At 66.7% G+C, this 22,926-nt stretch carries 16 protein-coding genes and 1 tRNA gene; 13 read left to right on the top strand and 4 right to left on the bottom strand.

Annotated features, from left to right (window positions below; genetic code table 11):
* Positions 1-367: 367 nt before the first annotated feature.
* The 4 genes from AC1DC5_RS09720 to AC1DC5_RS09705 all read right to left on the bottom strand — a co-directional run bounded on the left by AC1DC5_RS09720 (position 368) and on the right by AC1DC5_RS09705 (position 4,776).
* The gene (locus AC1DC5_RS09720) at positions 368-1,909 is read right to left on the bottom strand and encodes a family 16 glycosylhydrolase (protein WP_476864979.1); all 1,542 of its coding nucleotides are present in this window, start codon (positions 1,907-1,909) and stop codon (positions 368-370) included.
* Between the two features lie 283 nt (positions 1,910-2,192).
* Positions 2,193-2,268, bottom strand: a tRNA-Lys gene (locus AC1DC5_RS09715).
* A gap of 117 nt (positions 2,269-2,385) precedes the next feature.
* Positions 2,386-3,561 carry a PQQ-dependent sugar dehydrogenase gene (locus tag AC1DC5_RS09710; RefSeq protein ID WP_476865003.1) on the bottom strand — a complete coding sequence of 392 codons (1,176 nt, stop codon included), beginning with the start codon at positions 3,559-3,561 and terminating at the stop codon, positions 2,386-2,388.
* A 96-nt stretch (positions 3,562-3,657) separates the two neighbouring features.
* Positions 3,658-4,776 carry a sunset domain-containing protein gene (locus AC1DC5_RS09705; protein WP_476864978.1) on the bottom strand — a complete coding sequence of 373 codons (1,119 nt, stop codon included), beginning with the start codon at positions 4,774-4,776 and terminating at the stop codon, positions 3,658-3,660.
* 104 nt (positions 4,777-4,880) lie between these two features.
* Here AC1DC5_RS09705 and AC1DC5_RS09700 point away from each other — a divergent pair, with 104 nt between their 5' ends.
* The 13 genes from AC1DC5_RS09700 to AC1DC5_RS09640 all read left to right on the top strand — a co-directional run bounded on the left by AC1DC5_RS09700 (position 4,881) and on the right by AC1DC5_RS09640 (position 22,888).
* Positions 4,881-5,819 (top strand): LysR family transcriptional regulator, encoded by a 939-nt coding sequence (locus AC1DC5_RS09700; protein WP_441406553.1) that lies wholly within the window; start codon positions 4,881-4,883, stop codon positions 5,817-5,819.
* A gap of 128 nt (positions 5,820-5,947) precedes the next feature.
* Positions 5,948-7,669: a dihydroxy-acid dehydratase gene (gene ilvD / locus AC1DC5_RS09695; protein WP_441406552.1), complete on the top strand. Its 1,722-nt coding sequence runs from the start codon at positions 5,948-5,950 to the stop codon at positions 7,667-7,669.
* Positions 7,670-8,023: 354 nt separating this feature from the next.
* Positions 8,024-9,922 carry an acetolactate synthase large subunit gene (locus tag AC1DC5_RS09690; protein ID WP_441406551.1) on the top strand — a complete coding sequence of 633 codons (1,899 nt, stop codon included), beginning with the start codon at positions 8,024-8,026 and terminating at the stop codon, positions 9,920-9,922.
* A 2-nt stretch (positions 9,923-9,924) separates the two neighbouring features.
* The gene (gene ilvN / locus AC1DC5_RS09685; RefSeq protein ID WP_069952167.1) at positions 9,925-10,437 is read left to right on the top strand and encodes an acetolactate synthase small subunit; all 513 of its coding nucleotides are present in this window, start codon (positions 9,925-9,927) and stop codon (positions 10,435-10,437) included.
* Between the two features lie 122 nt (positions 10,438-10,559).
* Positions 10,560-11,585 (top strand): ketol-acid reductoisomerase, encoded by a 1,026-nt coding sequence (gene ilvC / locus AC1DC5_RS09680; RefSeq protein ID WP_441406550.1) that lies wholly within the window; start codon positions 10,560-10,562, stop codon positions 11,583-11,585.
* Between the two features lie 121 nt (positions 11,586-11,706).
* Positions 11,707-13,302 carry a phosphoglycerate dehydrogenase gene (serA, locus tag AC1DC5_RS09675; RefSeq protein ID WP_441406549.1) on the top strand — a complete coding sequence of 532 codons (1,596 nt, stop codon included), beginning with the start codon at positions 11,707-11,709 and terminating at the stop codon, positions 13,300-13,302.
* A gap of 205 nt (positions 13,303-13,507) precedes the next feature.
* Positions 13,508-16,297, top strand: coding sequence for an ABC transporter permease (locus AC1DC5_RS09670; protein ID WP_476864977.1), 2,790 nt, complete (start codon positions 13,508-13,510; stop codon positions 16,295-16,297).
* Positions 16,294-17,061 (top strand): ABC transporter ATP-binding protein, encoded by a 768-nt coding sequence (locus AC1DC5_RS09665; RefSeq protein WP_441406547.1) that lies wholly within the window; start codon positions 16,294-16,296, stop codon positions 17,059-17,061. The genes AC1DC5_RS09670 and AC1DC5_RS09665 overlap by 4 nt, the downstream gene beginning before the upstream one ends.
* Positions 17,062-17,070: 9 nt before the next feature.
* A complete protein-coding gene (gene metG / locus AC1DC5_RS09660) occupies positions 17,071-18,630 on the top strand; it encodes a methionine--tRNA ligase (RefSeq protein WP_476864976.1) in 1,560 nt (519 codons plus the stop codon).
* A gap of 154 nt (positions 18,631-18,784) precedes the next feature.
* Positions 18,785-19,837: a 3-isopropylmalate dehydrogenase gene (locus tag AC1DC5_RS09655; RefSeq protein ID WP_476864975.1), complete on the top strand. Its 1,053-nt coding sequence runs from the start codon at positions 18,785-18,787 to the stop codon at positions 19,835-19,837.
* A 99-nt stretch (positions 19,838-19,936) separates the two neighbouring features.
* A complete protein-coding gene (locus tag AC1DC5_RS09650) occupies positions 19,937-21,049 on the top strand; it encodes a branched-chain amino acid aminotransferase (protein ID WP_476864974.1) in 1,113 nt (370 codons plus the stop codon).
* Positions 21,050-21,216: 167 nt separating this feature from the next.
* Complete coding sequence (locus AC1DC5_RS09645; protein WP_476865002.1) at positions 21,217-21,984, top strand: MBL fold metallo-hydrolase; 768 nt, start codon at positions 21,217-21,219, stop codon at positions 21,982-21,984.
* A gap of 127 nt (positions 21,985-22,111) precedes the next feature.
* Complete coding sequence (locus AC1DC5_RS09640; RefSeq protein ID WP_476864973.1) at positions 22,112-22,888, top strand: fumarylacetoacetate hydrolase family protein; 777 nt, start codon at positions 22,112-22,114, stop codon at positions 22,886-22,888.
* Positions 22,889-22,926 lie beyond the last annotated feature (38 nt).

The following is a 22,926-nucleotide window of genomic DNA, read 5'->3' as shown; positions in this document are numbered from 1 at the left end:
GCCGTCATGTGGGGGATGTACGTGCTCCTCTTCGTTCCCCGCGTGCTGGGACTGCTCGCATGAGCCTCACGGCGCAGTGGCGGCTCCTCAGCGACCTCCACCTCGGCGTGTCAGACGAGGACCCCCGCCACCCCGGCAACATACTCCCCACATTCAACGAGGCGGAATAAATCTGCCCTCGATGACCGATTGGGACCCGGACGCTGTGCGGGATGACCTGTTCGCCTGTGTCAACTTCCAGGTCGGCGGTCCCGGTGGGATCCTGCCCTTCGACGAGACCGGATTTCCCCATGGCCTGCGGTCGCCTCCTGGCATGGTGACGGTACCAATGTCAGTGCAGGCCCCGGCGGTGATCGGAGCCGAGGATTTAGCTTGGGCCTCGAGACCCGCTGTCAGTCTGCATTCCGCCGGAAACGGGACGGAATTCCCACGTATAAGATCCGTCAGCCTTGAGACTCATCCGTAGGTGACCCCACGTGTCGCTGAACCTCCGCTCCACGTAGGGAGGGTTGCTGGTGAACTCCCGGAGGTCGATTCCACCTGTGGACACCTGAAATTGCTGCATCCCGTCCGCAACGCACTGGTCCTCGTTGTTAATCGGGCAGGTCCGCTCATAATTGTGCTGTGAGCCGGACAGCAATATACGAACGCGGTTTGTCCAGAACATATCAATCCATGGCTTCGCCTTATCGAAGCGGGTATGGCTCGATGTGTTGCTGGTGAAATACGGATCATGCAGCATAACCGCCAGATGCTTTCCAGCGGCCTTCGCCGCTTTCAGATCGGCATCCATCTCCGAGGTCATCGCCTCGGCACGCTTAGAGTCATAACGCCATGTGGCCGTCGGCGCTACAAGAACATGCCAGTTGCCCTTGTCGAACGAATACCATTCAAGAGCGTCCTGGAACCGTCCCAGATCTGAGTTCGTCGCGCTCTTCTCCGTGGACACGCACTGCCCATCCATGTACCGGTCAACGTCACTCCGGCCAGGTTCAACATCATGATTCGGCCCAGCGGTCCAGTATGTCTTGGTCTTAGCCGGACCCCACAACTGGTTGAAAGCCTCGAGCGTGGAACAGGTGCCCTTGTCATACTGGAAATCGCCCAGCAGAAGGAAGTTATCGAGCGAACCGTCGTTGAGACCGGCGATGATGCTAGCCGCGTTCTTTCCACTGTTCGACGTGGGCGACGTGTTACCCGCAGGGTTCACGTCCCCGGCGGCGGCGAACTCAAACGACTCACCGGATGTCGCCAGGGGAGGGGGAGCTGCCTCATAGACGCGAACCCAATCCACTCGCATTTCGCCAGCCCCGTTTTCAGTGCCGTCCGGGAACCAGTCCAGTTGCAGCGTCTGGTGCATAGGGCCGGGGGGCTGGTGCGCCGGGTCGTTGTCCTCAAACCATTTCACACCATCGATGTAGCCGACGATCGCATTCGGAGACCAGTCAACGGCGTAGTTGTGGAACTGGGTAACGTCCAGAGTCATGGCCGCCGACGTCTGCGAATCCAAACATGAATAGTGGTGGAAGAACTTGATCACGCTAAAGTCACCAGACGTCTCCGCGTAATCAACTTCGCCGTCACACGGCCAATTCCGACTGTCCGGCCATAGGAGCGCCACCATGTGATACTCATTGTCACCTGAAGCCGCCGCGCGGACCTCCCAACGGCCGTACTTCTGCCTTGCGAACTTCGCGCTTATTCCAGCGGTCGTCCCGTCGGGCGTTCCAGTTATGACCATTTTGGAACCATCTACCGTGACCTGCTGGGGACTCCGAATGCCATTCCCCGCGTGCCCTGCGCTGTCGTACACGGACCACTTCGCGGGGTCCGGTGCGCCGACATAGTTGAACTCGTCACCAGCGATCGGGGTGCCCCAATTATGATCTGTCGCAGCCGAGCCAGTCATTTGCGTAGTAGGCGCCGGCGTCGGCACGGCTGATGTTGACGTGGCGGTCGGCGCCGCCGTCGTTACATCCGGTTGAGGCGGAGGCGGAGGCCCCGTGCAGCCTGCCAGTAGGATTGCCGCCACCACAACAGCGAAAATTCGTCTACCCATACGTCAGATGATATGGGTCCCCCGGCGAGGATGCCTATGGTATCGCTGCCAGATGTTTCGGCTCGCCGGATTTGCGGGCAAAACAAAACCCCGCCCTCGTGGCTGTCAGCCAGTGAAGACGGGGTTTCGTTGTTGGTGCACCCCCCGGGACTCGAACCCGGAACCCATTGATTAAGAGTCAATTGCTCTGCCAGTTGAGCTAGAGGTGCATCTGTTGTTTTCGTTCTTCGCGGTCTTTTTGTTCCCGCGTTGTTCTCCGCAACGACATGAAACTCTACACGAGTTTGGACGGAGTGTGAAATCGGGCGGAGCCGTACTCACCGCCACTACCCGGGGAGCACCAAAACCAGCACAGAATCGGGGTTTTTGTTGTTGTTGAGCACCCACAGGCGGCCGTCCGGAGCCAGGGAAACGTCCCTGATTCTCCCGTACAGTCCTGTGAAATAGCCCACAGGTTCGCCGGCGAATTCGCCGTTCAAGGGAACCTCCCACAACCTCTGGCCGCGAAGTGCTCCAAGGTAGGCCGTGTCACCGACGATTTCGAGGCCGCTGGGCGAGGATTCCGCCGTCGACGGCCACACCACCTTCGCGTCCAGGAAGCCGGCGCGGTGGGGTGCGCCCGTGACGTCCGGCCAGCCGTAGTTGCCGCCGGGCACGATCAGGTTGAGCTCGTCGTCGACGTCGGGCCCGAATTCGCTCGCCCACAGCCGGCCGGCGCTGTCCCAGGCGAGTCCCTGGACATTGCGGTGGCCCAGGCTGTACACCGGGTTGTCGCCGAAGGGATTGCCCGGGGCGGGCCGGCCCTCAGGCGTGATGCGCAGGATCTTGCCGCCGAGAGCATTCTGGTCCTGGGGCTGGCCGCGGCGCTGCGAGTCACCGGTGCCGACGTACAGGTACCCGTCCGGGCCGAACCGGATCCGCCCTCCGTTGTGCGTTCGGGCCTTGGGGATCCCGCTAAAGATGACCTCCGGGGCACCCGGTTGCAGCTTTCCCTCCCTCTCCTCGAGGCGCAGCCGCGCAATCCGGTTGTCGCCGGCGGCGGTGAAGTAGGCGTAGAGGTACCGGTCCGCGGCGAAGTCCGGGGACACTGCCAGCCCCAACAGCCCGCCTTCGCCGTCCGGAACGACGTCGGGCACCGTCCCGAGCGTGCCGGCCCGGCCCCCGCCAGCGCCCGGCGCGATAGTCCGGAGCTGGGCGCTCTCCCGCTCGGAAATGACGGCCGTGCCGTCCGGCAGGAAGACAGTGGACCACGGCACTTGCAGTTCGGCCCCGATCTGTTCGACAACCGCCGGCTGAGCCACGCCCGGCGCACCCCCGGAGGGGCTGGATCCCGGCGCGCCGGGGGTCGCGGATTCGCTGCCCGACGGGGGAGCGGTACTGGCGGGCGCGGTGTCCACAGGAGCGGAGTTGCCGCCGGACGTACAACCGCCCAGCAGGATCGCGCCGGCGGCCGCCAGGCCGACCCAGCCTCTTGGGACGGCGGACCGGCGGACCGGCGGCAGTCCGCGGAAAGAGGCCGTTCCACGACGCCCTGCCGCTGGTCTCACCCAGCCGTGTTCCCGTCCCGTAGTGCGGTTCTTGGCAGCCCCCACGCGGTCCTACTGCCGCGTCCGGCGCGGCGGCCGGAAGCCCGCGGCCTCGGCGTGGGCCGCGGACAGGAACCAGACCTCGGCGCGGGTTTCCTCGAAGGCGGGGCTGGTCTCGTCGTGGTAGATCATCGACGAGGCGTTGCCCTTGACGGTGAAGTCGTCAGGTCCGCTGCCGTCCGCGGCTGGTGCCGCCGATCCCTCGCCATACGGCTGCTCGGCCGCGAGGTGGCCGGTGGGTTCGGCGGGCTCGGCGGGTGCTGCCTCATGGCTGGCAGCCGTTTCGGACGCGGCCGAGAACATGGCGGTCTGCCGGGTCTCGGCCTCGGCGAGGGGGGATTCGAGCATTTCCGGCGACGCCGGCGTTGCCGGCCCGCCGGTCTCGCTTGCCCCGGCTCCCGCGGCGACTCTGTCATCAGCTGCCGCCGCAGCCTCCGCCTCAGCTTCGCCCGCAGCGGATTCGGCGCCGGGGAGGGTCGGGGCGTGGGGTTCCGTGTATTCAGCGTGGTGCACGGGGACTCCCGCCGCCGCGCCCGCCGCGGGGGCATCCAAGGCGTGGGCACCTGCTGCAGCCCCGGCCGTGCCGGCCACGCCGTGGCCCGGCTCCGGGTGGACAGCCGCGTGCGGTTCCGCCGGCGGCGTCTCGGACCACTGGGTCTCCCACTCGGGGCTCTCCACCGCGGAGGCCGCTTCAGCGGGCGGAGCAGATTCTGCGGCGGGCGTGGCCTCGACATCCGCCGTGGCGGTGTCTGATGCTGCAGCGGCCGCCGCAGCTGCCGCCGCCGCGCGCGCCTTCATGTGCGCCTCGACGGCTGCTGCATCCTCGGCGGCGGCAACGGGGTCGGGGGCGGGCTCCGGCTCGACTCCGGGTTCGGCCTGGTTGAACCCGGCGGACGTGGGCATCCACGCCAGGCCGGCGGCCGACGCCGACGCGGCCGAACCGCCCCCGGACATGGCTCCGCGGTGGCTGGCGTCGTGGTCGACGTCGTGCAGGTGCGGAGGTGTGGAACCCTCGGACCCAGCGGCCCCGGTCCCCTTGCCGGCGGAGCCGCGGGAGCTGTTGCGGTTGAGGAGCCACCAGACGACGGCGACAATCGCCACGATAACGACGAGCCAGATGATCCAATCCATAGCAGTGCCCTTCTGTCCACAAGGCAAGGTTGCCGTTGTTTGACGGTACGTCCGCCTGAGGGGGCTGTCCACCCTCCTAGCCGCCCGCCCTGTAGCCTCTGATCATGGATTTCAAGAGACTGCGGATTCTCCGGGAACTGGCTGACCGCGGCACGGTCGGGGCCACGGCCGAGGCAATGAGGGTCACACCCTCCGCAGTCTCGCAGCAGCTCAAGACACTGCAGGATGAGCTGGGAGTAGTCCTGGTAGAAAAGTCGGGCCGGGGAGTGCGCCTCACCGAGGCCGGGCTCGCCATGGCAGGGGCGGCCGCCGAGGTTTCCACTGCCATGGCCCGCGCGGAGGCCACCATCGACACCTACCGGCGCGGCTGGCAGACCCACGTCAAGGCCGCGTTCTTCCCGAGCGCCGCCGAGATGTTCCTCCCCGGTCTCCTGCACCGCGTCAAAGCCATCGACGGTCTCCGCTTCCAGGCGCACTTCGAGGATCCCAATGTGGCTGGCTTCGCGGGCTTGACAGCCGACTATGACATTGTGCTGGCACACAGCGTCGACGGGCCGGACGTCTTCGCCCGGCTGGGACTGACGGTGGTGCCGCTCCTGGATGAGCCCCTCGATGTCGCAATCCCCGAGGGCCACGCGCTGGCTGGCAAGGAAACGCTCCGCGCTGCCGACGTGATCGGATTCCCGTGGATGGGTGTGCCGGAGGGTTTCCCGTTTGACACGGTGCTCCGCCAGATCGAGGTGCAGGCCGATTCCCAGGCAGTCCGTGCCCAGCTGTTCCCTGATCTGCGGGTCCTTGAAGCCCTCGTCAGCGCCGGGCACGGGCTTAGCTTGCTGCCTCGCTATACGGCCCTGAAAAACCAGGGCAGGGGCTTCGTGCTGCGCCCGCTGGCCGGGGTCAAGGCCAGCCGCAGCATTGTTGCGCTGGCGCGTCCGGATGTCGCGGCCAGGACCACCATCCAGCAGGTACTCACCCTGCTCAAGGCCGAAGCGCAGTCCGTCGCCGAGGCTCCGGAGCTGCGTGACGCCGCTCACCTGAACTGAGCATCCGAAGGGCCTAGGTCCATCAGGTGAGACGATAGTCCACTATTTGATCGAAACATTCCCGGTTTTCCGCTTAATGCTCGCATTGGGGTCGTTGCCCCCCGCGGCGGAGCCCTAGACTTTCACCCATGAGTGAGGACACCAAAACAGCGACAGCCGCCACACCGGACATCAAGCCCCGCAGCCGGGTCGTCACCGACGGGATCCACGCCGCGCCCGCGCGCGGAATGTTCCGGGCGGTCGGCATGGGCGACGACGACTTCGCCAAGCCCCAGATCGGCGTCGCGAGCTCCTGGAATGAAATCACTCCCTGCAACCTCTCCCTGAACCGGCTGGCCCAGGGCGCCAAGGAAGGCGTGCACGCCGGCGGCGGCTTCCCGATGCAGTTCGGCACGATTTCCGTCTCGGACGGCATCTCCATGGGCCACGAGGGCATGCACTTCTCGCTGGTCTCCCGCGAAGTCATCGCGGACTCTGTTGAAACGGTCATGCAGGCGGAGCGCATCGACGGCTCCGTGCTGCTGGCCGGCTGCGACAAGTCGCTGCCGGGCATGCTCATGGCGGCCGCCCGCCTGGACCTCGCGAGCGTCTTCCTCTACGCCGGCTCCATCATGCCAGGCTGGGTCAAGCTGGAGGACGGCTCCGAAAAGGAAGTCACCCTCATCGACGCCTTCGAAGCCGTGGGCGCCTGCGCCGCCGGCAAGATGAGCATGGAAGACCTGACCCGGATCGAAAAGGCGATCTGCCCGGGCGAAGGCGCCTGCGGCGGCATGTACACGGCCAACACGATGGCCTGCATCGGCGAGGCGCTCGGCATGTCCCTTCCCGGCTCGGCGGCGCCGCCCTCCGCGGACCGCCGCCGCGACGAATTTGCCCGCAAGTCCGGCGAGGCCGTGGTCAACCTCCTGCGCAAGGGCATCACCGCCCGCGACATCATGACCAAGAAGGCGTTCGAAAATGCCATCGCCGTGACCATGGCCTTCGGCGGCTCCACCAACGCCGTGCTGCACCTGCTCGCCATTGCCCGCGAGGCGGAGGTTGAGCTGACCCTGGACGACTTCAACCGCATCGGCGACAAGATCCCGCACCTGGGTGACCTCAAGCCGTTCGGCCGCTACGTCATGACCGACGTCGACAAGATCGGCGGCGTGCCGGTCATCATGCGGGCACTGCTCGACGCCGGCCTGCTGCACGGCGACTGCCTCACTGTCACCGGCAAGACCGTCGCGGAGAACCTTGCGGCGATCAACCCGCCGGACCTGGACGGCAAGATCCTCCGCGCCATGGACAACCCGATCCACAAGACCGGCGGCATCACCATCCTGCACGGCACGATGGCTCCCGAGGGCGCCGTCGTGAAGAGCGCAGGCTTCGACGCCGATGTCTTCGAGGGCACGGCGCGCGTGTTCGAACGTGAGCAGGGTGCCCTGGATGCGCTCGACAAGGGGCAGATCAAGGCCGGCGACGTCGTCGTTATCCGTTACGAAGGCCCCAAGGGCGGCCCGGGCATGCGCGAGATGCTGGCGATCACCGGTGCCATCAAGGGCGCGGGCCTCGGCAAGGACGTGCTGCTGCTGACCGACGGCCGCTTCTCCGGCGGGACGACGGGCCTCTGCATCGGCCACGTCGCACCCGAAGCGGTCGACGGCGGCCCCATCGCCTTCGTCAAGGACGGCGACCGGATCCGGGTGGACATCGCGGCGCGCAGCTTCGACCTCCTGGTCGACGAGTCCGAGCTCGAAGCCCGCAAGGTGGGCTGGGAACCGCTCCCGGCCAAGTTCACCAAGGGTGTGCTCGCCAAGTACGCCAAGCTCGTTCACAGCGCCTCCACGGGCGCGTACTGCGGGTGATTTCTGACCCGGGAGGCGGTTCGCGCCGCCTCCCGGGTCCCAGCAGGTGGACGACGGAGTCCAAATAGTGAGACACGAGCGGCGCTCGTTGACACGTGTCTCACTAAGAGGGAAAACTGAACGCATGATCGAGCTCGTTACCAGCCGCGCTGCCGCAGAAGCAGTCGTCGTACTTACCAAGCGCGTGGCACATTAGCCCGACTGGTAACGAACCGTCACGCGCAAACCCCTCGAAGAGCCGTCAGGCTGAGGGGTTTTTTTATTTCCGCACCACCGGTAACACCAGCATCACGCAGTACCAGCAGTTCCACGATCACCGAAGATCCCACTGTAGATCCACTAAGGAAGAGTCCGATGAGCAAAGGATCGCCGATCAGCCCCTCGCTGATGGCCACAAAGTCCGCAGGAGCCCCCAAGGCTCCTGAACGCGTCGAACGCCCGGCCGACGCCGGCGTCGACACTGCTGCCGTCTCTCCTGTCCTCGGACCGAACAACGTCGTACCCCCGACGGTGATGACCGGTTCACAAGCAATTGTCCGCGCGCTCGAAGAACTCGGCGTGGAGGATATTTTTGGTTTGCCCGGTGGCGCGATCCTGCCCACCTATGACCCCTTGATGGCTTCCCGAATGAACCACGTTCTGGTCCGTCACGAACAGGGAGCCGGCCACGCCGCGCAAGGCTACGCCATGGTTACCGGACGGGTCGGCGTCTGCATCGCCACCTCGGGTCCGGGTGCCACCAACCTCGTTACCGCCATCATGGACGCCCACATGGATTCCGTGCCGATGGTGGCCATCACCGGCCAGGTCTCCAGCGGAGTCATCGGCACCGATGCCTTCCAGGAAGCGGACATCGTCGGCATCACCATGCCGATCACAAAGCACTCCTTCCTGGTGACCGACCCCAACGACATCCCGCACGTCATGGCCGAGGCCTTCCACCTCGCCTCGACCGGACGCCCGGGCCCCGTCCTGGTGGACGTCGCCAAGGACGCCCAGCAGGGCCAGATGACCTTCTCCTGGCCGCCGAAGGTGGACCTCCCCGGCTATCACCCGGTGCTCCGTGGCCACAACAAGCAGGTCCGCGAAGCCGCCCGGCTCATCGCGGCGGCCAGCAAGCCCGTGCTGTACGTGGGCGGCGGCGTCGTCAAGGCACACGCCTCGGCGGAACTGCTGGAGCTCGCGGAACTCTCCGGGGCCCCCGTGGTCACCACCCTGATGGCACGCGGCGTCTTCCCGGACTCGCACCCGCAGCACGTCGGCATGCCCGGCATGCACGGCACGGTCTCGGCCGTGACCGCCCTGCAGCAGTCCGACCTGCTCATCACCCTCGGGGCCCGCTTCGATGACCGGGTGACGGGCGTACTGAAGTCCTTCGCTCCGAACGCCAAGGTCATCCACGCGGACATCGACCCGGCCGAGATCTCCAAGAACCGCACCGCCGACGTGCCGATCGTGGGCTCGGTCAAGGAAATCATCCCGGAACTCAGCGACGCCCTGCGCGCCCTGTTCGCCGTCTCCGGCACCCCGGACTACACCAACTGGTGGGCGTTCCTGAACAACCTCAAGGAGACCTACCCCCTGGGCTGGACCGAACCCGACGACGGGCTCAGCGCCCCGCAGCGCGTGATCGAACGCATCGGCGCGCTCACCGGCCCCGAAGGCGTGTACGTGGCCGGCGTGGGACAGCACCAGATGTGGGCCTCGCAGTTCATCAAGTACGAACGCCCGCACGCCTGGCTGAACTCCGGCGGGGCCGGCACCATGGGCTACGCCGTACCGGCCGCCATGGGCGCCAAGGTGGGCAACCCGGACCGCGTGGTCTGGGCGATCGACGGCGACGGCTGCTTCCAGATGACCAACCAGGAACTGGCCACCTGCGCGATCAACAAGATCCCGATCAAGGTTGCCATCATCAACAACTCCTCCCTCGGCATGGTGCGGCAGTGGCAGACCCTCTTCTACGAGGGCCGCTACTCCAACACCGACCTCAACACCGGCCACGACACCGTCCGGATCCCGGACTTCGTCAAGCTGGCGGACGCCTACGGCTGCGCCTCGTTCCGCTGCGACCGCGACGAGGACATCGACGCCACCATCCAGAAGGCGCTGGAGATCAACGACCGCCCCGTGGTCATTGACTTCGTCGTCAGCCCCAACTCCATGGTGTGGCCGATGGTCCCCGCCGGAGTCAGCAACGACCAGATCCAGGTTGCCCGCAACTTGACCCCCGAATGGGAAGAGGAGGACTGATCATGACCCGCCACACACTGTCCGTTCTGGTCGAAGACAAGCCCGGTGTGCTGACCCGCGTCGCCAGCCTCTTCGCCCGCCGGGCCTTCAACATCAACTCCCTGGCCGTCGGCCCGACCGAAGTTCCGGGCATGTCCCGGATGACCGTCGTCGTCGACGCCGACGGCGAGCTCATCGAGCAGATCACCAAGCAGCTGAACAAGCTGGTCAACGTGATCAAGATCGTCGAGCTCACCTCCGAATCTTCCGTACAGCGTGACCACATCCTGGTCAAGGTACGTGCGGATGCCGCAACACGGCTGCAGGTTACCCAGGCTGCAGACCTGTTCCGCGCATCAGTGGTCGACGTCTCCACAGAGTCGGTGGTCATTGAGGCAACGGGCCACCCGGAAAAGCTCACGGCGCTGCTCTCAGTGCTGGAGCCTTTCGGCATCCGCGAAATCGTGCAGTCCGGCACTTTGGCCGTTGGGCGGGGATCCCGCTCCATGAGCGACAGGGCGTTACGCAGCGCGTAAGAAACAGCGTAGAACTAGCCCAGGGGAGACCCCGGCGCGAACAGGCCCTGCCGCAGCACCACAACTCAACACGTTTCACCGACAAGCACCACCCAAGAATCCACTCAAAAGGAGACACCCCAGTGACTGAAATGTTCTACGACGACGACGCCGACCTGTCGATCATCCAGGGCCGCACCGTCGCCGTCATCGGTTACGGCTCCCAGGGCCACGCCCACGCCCTCAGCCTGCGCGATTCCGGTGTTGACGTCCGCGTCGGCCTGAAGGCCGACTCGAAGTCCCGCGCCAAGGCCGAGGCAGAGGGCCTGCGCGTCCTCGACGTCGCCGCCGCGGTCGCCGAAGCAGACCTCATCATGGTCCTCACCCCGGACCAGGTCCAGCGCCACGTCTACGCCGAGGACATCGCCCCGAACCTGCAGGCCGGCGACGCCCTGTTCTTCGGCCACGGCTTCAACATCCGCTACGGCTACATCCAGCCGCCGGCCGACGTCGACGTCGCCCTCGTTGCCCCCAAGGGCCCGGGCCACATCGTCCGCCGCGAGTTCGAGGCCGGCCGCGGCGTGCCGGACCTGATCGCCGTCGAGCAGAACCCGTCCGGCAAGGCCCGCGAACTCGCACTGTCCTACGCCAAGGCCATCGGCGGCACCCGCGCCGGCGTCATCGAGACCACCTTCACCGAAGAGACCGAAACCGACCTCTTCGGCGAGCAGGCTGTCCTCTGCGGCGGCGCCTCCCAGCTGATCCAGTACGGCTTCGAGACCCTCACCGAAGCCGGCTACAAGCCCGAGGTTGCCTACTTCGAGGTGCTGCACGAGCTCAAGCTCATCGTTGACCTCATGGTTGAAGGCGGCATCGCCAAGCAGCGCTGGAGCGTCTCCGACACCGCGGAATACGGCGACTACGTCTCCGGCCCGCGCGTCATCACCCCGGACGTGAAGGAAAACATGAAGGCTGTCCTGGCGGACATCCAGGACGGCACCTTCGCCAAGCGCTTCATCGACGACCAGGACGCCGGCGCCCCCGAGTTCAAGGCGCTCCGCAAGAAGGGTGAGGACCACCCGATCGAGGCCACCGGCCGCGAACTGCGCAAGCTGTTCTCCTGGATCAAGAACGAAGACGACTACACCGAAGGCTCAGTGGCCCGCTAGGCACTGACCGGCAGGGGAGCCGGACACCAACTGGGGTCCGGCTTCCCTGCTTTTCTGCAACACCCGCACCATCCGCACCAAAATCCACGCCTGTTATACAAGAGAGCTAAAGAGGTCACCGGTGACAAGCACCAAACCTGTAGTACTCCTCGCTGAGGAACTTTCGCCCGCCACGATCGACGCCCTTGGCCCGGACTTCGAAATCCGCCAGACCGACGGCGCGGACCGTTCCCAGCTGCTCTCTGCGATCGCCGACGTCGACGCGATCCTGGTCCGCTCCGCCACCCAGGTGGACGCCGAGGCCATCGCCGCCGCGAAGAACCTCAAGGTGATCGCCCGCGCAGGCGTCGGCCTCGACAACGTCGACATCAAAGCCGCCACCCAGGCAGGCGTCATGGTGGTGAACGCACCCACCTCGAACATCGTCTCCGCCGCGGAACTGACGGTCGGCCACATCCTGAGCCTCGCCCGCCACATCCCGCAGGCCAGCGCCGCGCTCAAGGACGGCGAGTGGAAGCGCTCCAAGTACACCGGCACCGAACTCTTCGAGAAGAAGATCGGCATCATCGGCCTGGGCCGGATCGGCGCCCTCGTGGCGGCCCGCCTGAAGGGCTTCGACACCAAGATCCTCGCCTACGATCCCTACATCACCTCGGCCCGCGCCGCGCAGCTCGGCGTGCAGCTGGTGACCTTCGACGAGCTGCTGGCCCAGTCCGACTTCATCAGCATCCACATGCCCAAGACGCCGGAGACCGTCGGCATGCTCGGTGCCGAGTCCTTCAAGAAGATGAAGAGCACCGCGTACGTCATCAACGTCGCCCGCGGCGGCCTCGTCGACGAGGAAGCCCTCTACGCCGCGCTGGAGGCCGGCGAAATCGCCGGAGCCGGCGTCGACGTCTTCGTAAACGAACCCAGCACCGACCTGCCGTTCTTCAAGATGGACAACGTTGTGGTCACCCCGCACCTGGGCGCGTCCACGGACGAAGCGCAGGAAAAGGCCGGCGTATCGGTTGCCCGGTCCGTCCGCCTGGCCCTGGCCGGGGAACTCGTTCCGGACGCCGTCAACGTCGCCGGCGGCGTGATCGCCCCGGACGTCCGCCCGGGTATTGCACTGGTGGAAAAGCTGGGCCGCATCTTCACCGCGATGACGCACGCCTCGCTCACCCAGTTCGACGTCGAGGTTGCCGGCGAAATCTCCTCGCTCGACGTCAAAGTCCTCGAACTCGCGGCACTCAAGGGCATCTTCGCCGACGTCGTGACCGAGCAGGTCTCCTACGTCAACGCCCCCGTGATCGCCGAGCAGCGCGGCATCAACGTCCGGCTGATCACGACGCCGGACACCGAGTCGTACCGCAACGTCCTGACCCTGCGCGGCGCCCTGAGCGACGGCACACAGATCTCCGTGGCCGGAACCCTGACCGGACCCAAGCAGGTCCAGAAGCTCGTCGGGATCAACGGCTTCGAGGTGGAGATCCCGATCAGCGAACACCTTGTGGTGGTCGCCTACTCCGACCGCCCCGGCGTGATCGGCACCATCGGGCACATCCTCGGCATGAACAACATCAACATCGCCGGCATGCAGGTCGCACGTCAGGACGAGGGCGGCCAGGTGCTCGCCCTGCTGACCATCGACAGCTCCGTTCCGCAGCAGGTCCTGGACGCCATCAAGGCCGGAATCGGCGCCGACATGGTGCGCGAGGTCGATCTCGAGGACTGACGTCTGCACCGCGGACACCGGCGGCGGCACTGACCGCCGCCGGTGTCCGCGAACGCATGGCTGGTCTGCGTACAATGGCTACGTCCGAATTTCGGATCCGGCCGGCAGCCCGGCCTTTACTTTTTGCACACCCGGCAGGGGACGCCTTCAATTCCGCGTGGAATGAACTGTGGTGTGCGCACGCAATCCAGCTTTCAGGAGCCCAATGAACGCCGTCCAGAGGTTCATCAGAAGCAGAGTGCTTCTGCTGACCGCGTCCATTTTGATCGTGGCCATGTGCCTTTCGGTCCTCGTCCAGGGCCAGTCTCAGGCTGCCCTGAACCGGACCGTTGACCAGAATTCGCGGGGGCTCTACGACGTACTCGTCCAGGCAAAGGCCGACGACAACGGCGGGCTCATGCAACCGGAAATCGCGGCCGGCCAGGGCGGCATCAGCTTCGAGCAGCTGGACTCCCTCCGCAAGCTCTCCGGCACGTCCGTGGCGGCCCCGATCAGCCTCGTCTCGCGCGTCACCCAGAACCTCGAGTCACCGCGCCTGGAGGCCACCGACTACCTCGGCTACCAGGCCGGACTCGCCGGCACCGCCGGGGACCCCAGCGCCACCGATCCGAGCAAATGGCCTGCCGCGGAGTCGGTCCTGTCCGACAAGCCCAAGTCATACCGCCTCACCGCCAGCGCTGTCAGCTCCGACGGCAAGTCCGATCACACCCTGTTTAAGACCACAGCCGAAGGATCCCTCGGCAAGGCGCAGCTCGTCGAGGAGCAGGTTGCCGGCGGCAAGAACGTCCGCATCGAGGGCCCGGCGGGGGAGACCGGCATCAAGTTCCCCGCCCCGGCCGGCGGCTCCGAGCACAACCTCTTCAACCTCGCCGTCTCGCTCCCGCTCGCCCCGCAGGTGACGGAATCCGTCGTCGCCGTCGACCCCGTCTCCGAGCGTGCCCTGCTGGGCAGCGCCGGTGACTTCCTCGCTCCGCTGGAGAAGGCGCCGCCCGCCGACGCCCGCAACGCCGGCGCGATCGGCCGGCACTTCGAAAGCCTCTTCACCACCGGCATCGGCATGGACGAGCTCAAGGAAGGCCCCGACTTCCTCGGCGTCAAGCTCAAGTACTGGGCGCCTCTCATGAGCCAGTACCAGCAGGCCAAGCGCAACGGACTGCTGACCGAAGACTCGCAGGCGATTCCGCTGATTGTCCGTTCCGGCACCTCCCTTGACCTCAAGTACTCGGTCAAAATCGAGGAAATCGACGCCTCCGGCAACGTCACCAAGGACGTCGGGACCGTGACCCGCTCGCTGGATAAGGACTACCTGCCCTTCGTTTCCAAGTCCCCGTTCGCCCTGGCCTGGCCCGGGTCCAAAGATCTCACGCAGCTGCTCGGCGACACCGGAAGCTTCAGCCAGGGCCTCTACAACCCCGCCACCTGGAGCACCGACTTCGCGTCGGCCCCGAAGTACACGGACGGTGAGACAGCCGGCAACGGCGCCGTGGACAAGAGCGCCACCCCCGGCGACTGGGTCACCGTGAACCGCCTCCCGGAGAAATCCGCCAACGGCGCCCCTGTGGACCAGACCCAGCGCAAGCCCGTCGACGAGCGCTCCTACCGCTCAGACCTCGAAACCGGGAAGAAGCTCGCCACGCCGCTCGCCATGGTCTACGGCACGTTCGACGCTGAGCAGGTCAAGGAGGCGGCCGGCGACGTCAACCGCCTGCCGCTGGGCGGCTATGACCCCACACCCTTCACGCTCACCAAGGACGCCTCCGGCAAGGACGTCGAGAACACCGAGCTCAAGCCCTCGCTCAGCGCCACGGGCCTGGCCAGCCAGTCCGCAGGCGCCATCACCGACTACTACGGCCTCGCCGCCGCCCGCGGCTACGAGGACAACGCGTCCGTGATCGACGCCGTCCGCATCCGCGCCAAGGTGCCCGGCAGCTGGAAGGAAGCCCAGCCCGAGGTGGAGAAGCTCGCCAACGAAATCCGCGACATGGGCCTGCAGGCAACCGTTGTGGCCGGTTCGGCCCGTGAGGACGCCAGCATCTTTGTCCCCGGTTACTCCAAGGACGACGCCGGCAAGGAGTCCCCGCTCGGCACCGTGCAGCAATCGTGGGTCCGCCAGGACGCCGCGGACGCCGTCTCCGGTTCCCTTACCGCGACCAACCTGACCCTGCTCTTCCTCACCCTTTGCGGTGCCGCCCTGCTGACGGGCGCCTCAACCGTGAGCTATGTCCGGAAACGCCGCACCGAGGCGGGAACCCTGCGCGCCATGGGCTGGACCCAGCGCCGGATCCGGTCCTGGGTGCTTGCCGAATTCGGTGTGGGGGCTGCCCTGCTGGCCATCGCCGGAATCGTCCTGAGCCTGGTCAGCTGGAACCCTGCCACGGCGATCGTGTCGGCCTCCGTGCTGGTGCTCTACGCCGGCGCGGCATTCTTCGCCGCCCAGCAGCTGCGCCACCGCGAGGTGGTGGACCAGGAGCCGCAGCACGATGAACGCCTCATCGCCGTGGACTCCCCGCTGACGTTCGCCAGCCGGCAGTTGAGCACCAACAAATTCAACACCGTCGCCCTGGCCGTCGCCGTTGGTGTCTTCGGGGCAGCGGTCGGCGGTATGGTCGCCCTGCTGATCGACATTCCCCGCGCCGCCGGTGCGAGCGCCCTCAGCGGCCTGGCCGCGACGTCCATCGCGCTGCCCAGCATCGTCCTCGGCCTGTCCGGCGTCGCCGTCGGCCTGCTGCTGACGATGGTCACGGGCCGCTTCGAGCTGCAGGCCAAGCGCCAGTACCTCGGCACGCTCCAGGCCATGGGCTGGAACCCGGACATGCTGGGCCAGGTCCGCGTGTTCGAAAATGCCATGGTGGGGGCGGTCGCGCTGCCGCTGGGTATCCTTGGCGCTCTGGGCGTCGGCCTTCTCCTCGCCCCCTATGCCGCGCTCTGGGCCGCTATCGCCGGGCTCGTGGCTGTACTTTGCTGGATTCCGATTGCAACGAAAGTGGTCCGATGAACAACGACCTGAACCTTGACCGCGAGGCTCACGAGCGGATGACGGCAAGCACCCGCCGCGGCGCCCACCAGACGCGCGCCAACACCATCGTGAAGGCCGCTGACCACGCCACCCCGTTGGAGCTCAGCAACATCACGATCCACTACGGCGGCGGCAAGGGCGGTGCCGAAGCCGTCAACGTGGTGGACGACTTCAACATGACGCTGCACGCCGGCGAAATGCACTGCGTCGCCGGCCGCTCGGGCTCGGGCAAGACCAGCATCCTCACCGTCGGCGCGGGCCTGACCCTGCCGACGTCGGGCCGGGTGTTCTGGGAGGGTGACTCCCTCGAAACCATGGGTGACGACGAAATCGCCGACCGCCGCCGCGCCCTGATCGGCTACGTCGACCAGGGCGGCGCTCTGATCGACGGGATGAGCGCGCTCGAAAACGTGCTCCTGCCCGCTGTGCCCGACGGCGAGGTGGACAAGCGCCGCGACATGGCCAAGGACCTCCTGGACCTCGTGGGCCTGGGCCGGCGCATGCGCCACCGCCCGGCCCAGCTCTCCGGCGGTGAACGCCAGCGCGTGGCGATCGCCCGCGCCCTGATCCTGGGCACCCGCGTGCTGGTGGTCGATGAGCCGACCGCGAGCCTGGACCGGTCCGCGGCCAACCGCATCATCAGCATTCTCAAGGACACGACGTCGGACGGGATCGCCGTTCTGGTGGCTTCACATGACCACGAACTTGTCCGCCAGAGCGATACCCTCACCGAACTGATCTAGGTTAAAGCTGTGACCACTTCCGAAAAAACCCCGTTCTACATCACCACGGCCATCAGCTACCCCAACGGCGTGCCGCACATCGGCCACGCCTACGAGGTGATCGCCACTGATGCGATGGCGCGCTTCAAGCGCCTGGACGGCTACGACGTCTTCTTCATGACCGGCACGGACGAGCACGGCCTGAAGATGCAGCAGACGGCGGAAAAGGAAGGCATCCCGGTCAAGGAGCTCGCGGACCGCAACTCGGCCGCGTTCCGCCAGATGAGCGATGACCTCGGCATCTCGCTGAGCCGCTTCATCCGCACCACAGACCCGGACCACTACGAGGCGGCCAAGGCGCTCTGGCAGCGGATGGAAGCCAACGGGGACATCTACCTCTCCAAGTACGCCGGCTGGTACTCGGTCCGCGACGAGCGCTATTTCGTCGAGGACGAGACCGAAGTGCAGGCCGACGGCCTCCGCTACGCGTCCGAAACCGGCACCGAGGTGACCTGGACCGAGGAAGAGAGCTACTTCTTCAAGCTCTCCTCCTACCAGGACCGGCTGCTGGCCCTCTACGCGGACCACCCGTCCTTCGGCGCGCCGCACAACCGCTTCAACGAGGTGGTCAGCTTCGTCAAGGGCGGCCTCGAGGACCTGTCGATCAGCCGCACCTCCTTCGACTGGGGCGTCCCCGTCCCGGGCAACCCGGACCACGTCATGTACGTCTGGGTGGACGCGCTGACCAACTACCTGACCGGCGTCGGGTTCCCGAACACCGAATCCGAGCTGTTCCGGAAGTACTGGCCCGCGGACGTCCACGTGATCGGCAAGGACATCTCGCGCTTCCACGCCGTCTACTGGCCCGCGTTCCTGCTGTCCGCCGGGCTGGAACTGCCCGGGCGCGTCATGATCCACGGCTTCCTGCACAACCAGGGCGTCAAGATGTCCAAGTCGCTCGGCAACGTGGTCGCACCGGCGGACTGGGTTGCCCAGTACGGCCTGGACCAGGTGCGTTTCTTCCTGCTCCGCGAGGTCCCCTTCGGCGCTGACGGCTCCTACAGCCACGACGCGATCGTGGGCCGGATGAACGCGGACCTCGCCAACAACTTCGGCAACCTGGCCCAGCGTTCGCTGTCCATGGTCGCCAAGAACTGCGACGGCGCCGTCCCCGTTCCGGCTGGATTTACCGCCGAGGACGCCGCGCTGCTGGGCCAGGCCAACGGCCTGCTGGACATTTCCCGCGCCGCGTTCGAAAAGCAGGAGTTCAGCCGCGCCCTCGAGGCCATCTGGAACGTCCTGGGTGACACCAACGCGTACTTCGCCGAGCAGGCGCCCTGGGTGCTGCGGAAGACCGACGTCGAACGCATGAACACCGTCCTGTACGTGACCCTCGAGGTGCTGCGGATCGTGGCCATCCTCGCCCAGCCGGTCATGCCGGCGGCGACGGCGGCCATCCTGGACACACTCGGCCAGCCGGAGGGTGAGCCGCGCGAGTTCGCCGCCCTGGGCACCCCGATCGTCGCCGGAACTGCGCTGCCCGCACCCGCCCCGGTCTTCCCGAAGTATGAGGAGCCCGCCGAGGCGTAACGGTCCCGGCGCTCCACCGAGGTGAGACTCCGCGCCCATGTCCTTCGATGACACGGGCGCGAAGTCTCACCTCGACGTCGTTAACCACGTGCCGCCGCGTTCGAATAGTGAGACGACTTGACCAGCATGTGGATGTCTTGGCTAGGCTGAAAACATGAGCGCATCCACGATTGATCTGGCCGTTATTCCCGGCGATGGCATCGGCCCCGAGGTCACGGCCGAAGCCGTGAAGGTCTTGGAGAAGGCTGCCGCAGCGGAGGGCATCGTGCTGCAGCAGACCCACTACAAGCTGGGCGCCCAGCACTGGCTCGAAACGGGGGAGACCCTGCCGGAGGAAACCCTCGCCGATCTCCGGACCCGCGACGCCATCCTCTTCGGCGCTGTCGGGGCGGCCCCGGGCGACACCCGGATCCCGTCCGGCATCATCGAACGTGAACTCCTGCTCAAGCTGCGCTTCAGCCTGGACCACTTCGTCAACCTGCGGCCCTCACGTCTGTACCCGGGAGTGGCCAGCCCGCTCGCCCATCCCGGCGACATCGATTTCATTGTGGTCCGCGAAGGCACCGAGGGCCCCTATGTGGGCAACGGCGGCACCCTGCGCGCCGGCACCCCGCACGAGGTCGCCACCGAGGTCTCGCTCAACACCGCCCACGGCGTGGAGCGTGTGGTCCGGGACGCCTTCCGCCGGGCCAACGACCGCCCGCGCAAGAAGCTCACGCTCGTGCACAAGCACAACGTCCTGGTCTTCGCCGGCCACCTCTGGAAGCGCACCGTGGAGGCCGTGGCCCAGGAGTTCCCCGAGGTCACTCACGACTACCTGCACATCGACGCCGCCACGATCTTTATGGTCACCGACCCGGCACGCTTCGACGTGATCGTCACCGACAACCTCTTCGGCGACATCATCACCGACCTGGCCGCCGCGGTCACCGGGGGCATCGGCCTCGCCGCATCCGGCAACATCAACATGGAACGCACTGCCCCGTCCATGTTCGAACCCGTCCACGGGTCGGCGCCGGACATCGCCGGCCAGCAGAAGGCGGATCCGACGGCGGCCATCCTCTCCGCCGCGCTCCTGCTGGACCACCTTGGCTACGGCGCCGCCGCCCGCAAAATCGAAGCGGCCGTCGTCGCGGACGTTGCGGGCCGCGGTGGCGAGGCGCGCAGCACCAGCGCGATCGGTGACGCGATCGCCGCCGCCCTGTAGGCCCCGCCAACGGGCGTAAGCTTGTTTCGAATCACCAATATGCTGCCGTGGTCCGACGATGAACCACGTTCACACCAGGCAGCCGACCGTGGAGGAACCATGACCCAGACTGCCCATGGCGTCGAATTCACCCAGCAGCCCTCGGCAACCCCGAAGTCCGCTGAAGAACGTGCTGCCATCCTGGCGAACCCGGGATTCGGCAACTATTTCACCGACCACACCGCGATCGTCGACTACAGCGTCGATGCCGAGGGCAAGGGCGGCTGGCACGATGCCCGCGTTGAGGCCTACGGTCCCATTTCCCTGGACCCCTCCGCCGCGGTGCTCCACTACGGCCAGGAAATCTTCGAAGGCCTCAAGGCCTACCGCCACGCTGACGGCTCCGTCTGGACGTTCCGGCCCGAGGCCAATGCGGCCCGCCTGAACAAGTCGGCCCGCCGCCTGGCACTCCCGGAGCTCCCGGAAGAGTACTTCCTCGGCGCCATCCGCGAACTGGTCTCCGCGGACAAGGAATGGGTCCCCTCCGGCGACGGCGAAGCCCTCTATCTGCGGCCGTTCATGATCGCCACCGAAGCCTTCCTCGGTGTCCGCGCTGCCCGCGAAGTTTCCTTCCGCGTCATCGCGTCCCCGGCAGGCAACTACTTCGGCGGCGAGCTCAAGCCCGTCTCCATCTGGATCTCCCGCCAGTACGCCCGCGCCGGCCGCGGCGGAACCGGCGCCGCGAAGTGCGGCGGCAACTACGCTGCGTCACTGATCGCGCAGCAGGAAGCCGAGGCCCACGGCTGCAAGCAGGTGCTGTTCCTGGACCAGTTCAATGACAACGCCGTGGAAGAGCTCGGCGGCATGAACGTGTTCTTCGTGATGAAGGACGGCTCCCTGGTGACGCCCGCGCTGAGCGGCACCATCCTCGAGGGCATCACCCGGATGTCCGTCATCCAGGTTGCCAAGGACATGGGCCGCGAGGTCACCGAACGCAAGATCACCCTGGATGAATGGCGCGACGGCGTGGCATCCGGCGAGATCGCCGAGGTCTTCGCCTGCGGCACCGCCGCCGTGATCACCCCGATCGGTGTGCTCAAGGACGACACCGAGTTCATCGGCTCCGAGGACGCGAAGGCGGGGGAGACCACCATGGCCATCCGCGAGCAGCTCCTCGGCATCCAGACCGGCGCCGACGAGGACACCCACGGCTGGCTCACCCGCCTGGCCTGAGCGCCGGCGCCGAAGTTACACGCAGCGTTCGACGGCGGCTCCGCACCTTCCGGTGCGGGGCCGCCGTCGTTGTTGGGTTGCGGGGCTGCTGCCCGTGTGACGGACGGCTCGTGCGGCTGCCGGTTCGGTGCGAAGATGGAACGGTGATCCCGGACGACCCCCGCGCCATGGTGCGCAGCACAGAGCTGACCCGCTTCAGGCTGGCCCCCAACCCGGGGCCGATGAGCCTGCACGGGACCAACTCCTACGTGATTGCCGCGCCCGGAGCGGCGGGCGCCGTCGTGGTGGATCCCGGCCCGCTGGATGAGCCGCACCTGCAGGAACTCGCCCAGGCCGGCCCCGTCGAGCTCATCCTGATCACGCACCGGCACGCCGACCACACGGCCGCCGCCGCCAGGTTCTCCGAACTGACCGGGGCGCCCGTGCGCGCCATGGATCCGGCCCACTGCCACGGGGGGAGCCCCCTGGTAGACGGCGAGGTTATCCACGCCGCCGGGGCGGAGATCAGGGTTGTGGCAACGCCGGGCCACACCTCGGACTCGGTCTGCTTCCACCTGCCGGCCGACGGCCGCCAGGGCTCGGTCCTCACGGGGGACACGATCCTGGGCCTCGGAACCACGGTCCTGGACTACCCCGACGGCACCCTGGGGGACTACCTGGCCTCCCTGGACCGGCTGGAACGCCTCGGCGCCGCGACCGTCCTCCCGGCCCACGGTCCCATGCTGCCCGCGCTGGACACCATTGTCCGCGCGTACCGTGACCACCGTGAGGACCGCCTCACACAGATCCGGTCCGCGCTCGAAAACCTGGGCGCCGGCGCCGAAGTGGCAGAGGTGGCCGACGCCGTGTACGCCGCCGTCGACCCCGCAGTACGCCCCGCGGCGGAACTCTCCGTGGCCGCCCAGCTGCACTACCTGCGGAGCTCACCCATATAGCTGGCAGCAGAGGCCGTTTTGAATGCTCATAACGGCCCCTGCTGCCAGCTAGTTGGGAAGTGCTGGGTGCGTGCCACGGTCCGCCACCTCGTCAGGGACGTCCGCCGGAGACGGTACGCTTGGAGCCATGCGTATCGCCCGGTTTGTAGTCGATTCTGATCCCCTCTACGGCATTGTTGAAGGTGAGCCCGGCAGTGAGGAAGTCACTGTCATCAACGGCGACCCCTTCTTCCACGGCGTCGAACGAACCGCCGTCCGGCACAAGCTGGAGGACGTGCGGCTGCTCGCCCCGATCATCCCGCGCAGCAAAGTCATCGGCGTCGGCCGCAACTTCGTGGAGCACGCCCGGGAACTCGGCAACGAGGTCCCGGCGCAGCCGCTGCTCTTCCTGAAGCCCAACACGTCCGTGGTCGGACCCAACGATCCGATCATCCTGCCGGAGTTCTCCGAGGAAGTGTCCTTCGAAGCCGAGCTCTGCGTCGTGATCGGCCGGATCTGCAAGGACGTCCCGGAGGAGCGCGTCGACGACGTCATCTTCGGCTACACCTGCGGCAACGACCTCACCGCCCGCGACGTCCAGAAGACCGACCTGCAGTGGGCCCGGGCCAAGGGCTTCGACACTTCCGCGCCGCTGGGGCCGTGGATTGAGACCGAGCTCAACACCGAGGACCTGCAGATCCAGGGCCGCCTCAACGGCGAACTGCGCCAGGACGGCAGCACCAGCCAGATGATCCGCGGCGTCCGCGAACTCGTCTCCATCGTCTCGCAGGCCTTCACCTTGCTGCCCGGCGACGTCATCATGACCGGCACCCCCGCCGGCGTCGGACTCGTTACGGCCGGCGACCGCTTCGAGGTCGAAATCGAGGGCATCGGCCGCCTCTCCAACCCGGTGGTCCGCCGCTAGCGATTTTCGCGCCGGATTCGGACAGCCGCCCTGTGGAT

The sequence above is a fragment of the Arthrobacter sp. 10L424 genome, assembly GCF_056395325.1.
This window is presented reverse-complemented; position numbering and strand designations above follow the sequence as displayed.

Coding starts and splice junctions, on each gene's coding strand:
- AC1DC5_RS09720 (WP_476864979.1), bottom strand. CDS start 1,909: ATGACTGGCTCGGCTGCGACAGATCATAATTGGGGCACCCCGATCGCT.
- AC1DC5_RS09705 (WP_476864978.1), bottom strand. CDS start 4,776: ATGGATTGGATCATCTGGCTCGTCGTTATCGTGGCGATTGTCGCCGTC.
- AC1DC5_RS09700 (WP_441406553.1), top strand. CDS start 4,881: ATGGATTTCAAGAGACTGCGGATTCTCCGGGAACTGGCTGACCGCGGC.
- ilvD (WP_441406552.1), top strand. CDS start 5,948: ATGAGTGAGGACACCAAAACAGCGACAGCCGCCACACCGGACATCAAG.
- AC1DC5_RS09690 (WP_441406551.1), top strand. CDS start 8,024: ATGAGCAAAGGATCGCCGATCAGCCCCTCGCTGATGGCCACAAAGTCC.
- ilvN (WP_069952167.1), top strand. CDS start 9,925: ATGACCCGCCACACACTGTCCGTTCTGGTCGAAGACAAGCCCGGTGTG.
- AC1DC5_RS09670 (WP_476864977.1), top strand. CDS start 13,508: ATGAACGCCGTCCAGAGGTTCATCAGAAGCAGAGTGCTTCTGCTGACC.
- AC1DC5_RS09665 (WP_441406547.1), top strand. CDS start 16,294: ATGAACAACGACCTGAACCTTGACCGCGAGGCTCACGAGCGGATGACG.
- AC1DC5_RS09655 (WP_476864975.1), top strand. CDS start 18,785: ATGAGCGCATCCACGATTGATCTGGCCGTTATTCCCGGCGATGGCATC.
- AC1DC5_RS09650 (WP_476864974.1), top strand. CDS start 19,937: ATGACCCAGACTGCCCATGGCGTCGAATTCACCCAGCAGCCCTCGGCA.
- AC1DC5_RS09645 (WP_476865002.1), top strand. CDS start 21,217: ATGGTGCGCAGCACAGAGCTGACCCGCTTCAGGCTGGCCCCCAACCCG.
- AC1DC5_RS09640 (WP_476864973.1), top strand. CDS start 22,112: ATGCGTATCGCCCGGTTTGTAGTCGATTCTGATCCCCTCTACGGCATT.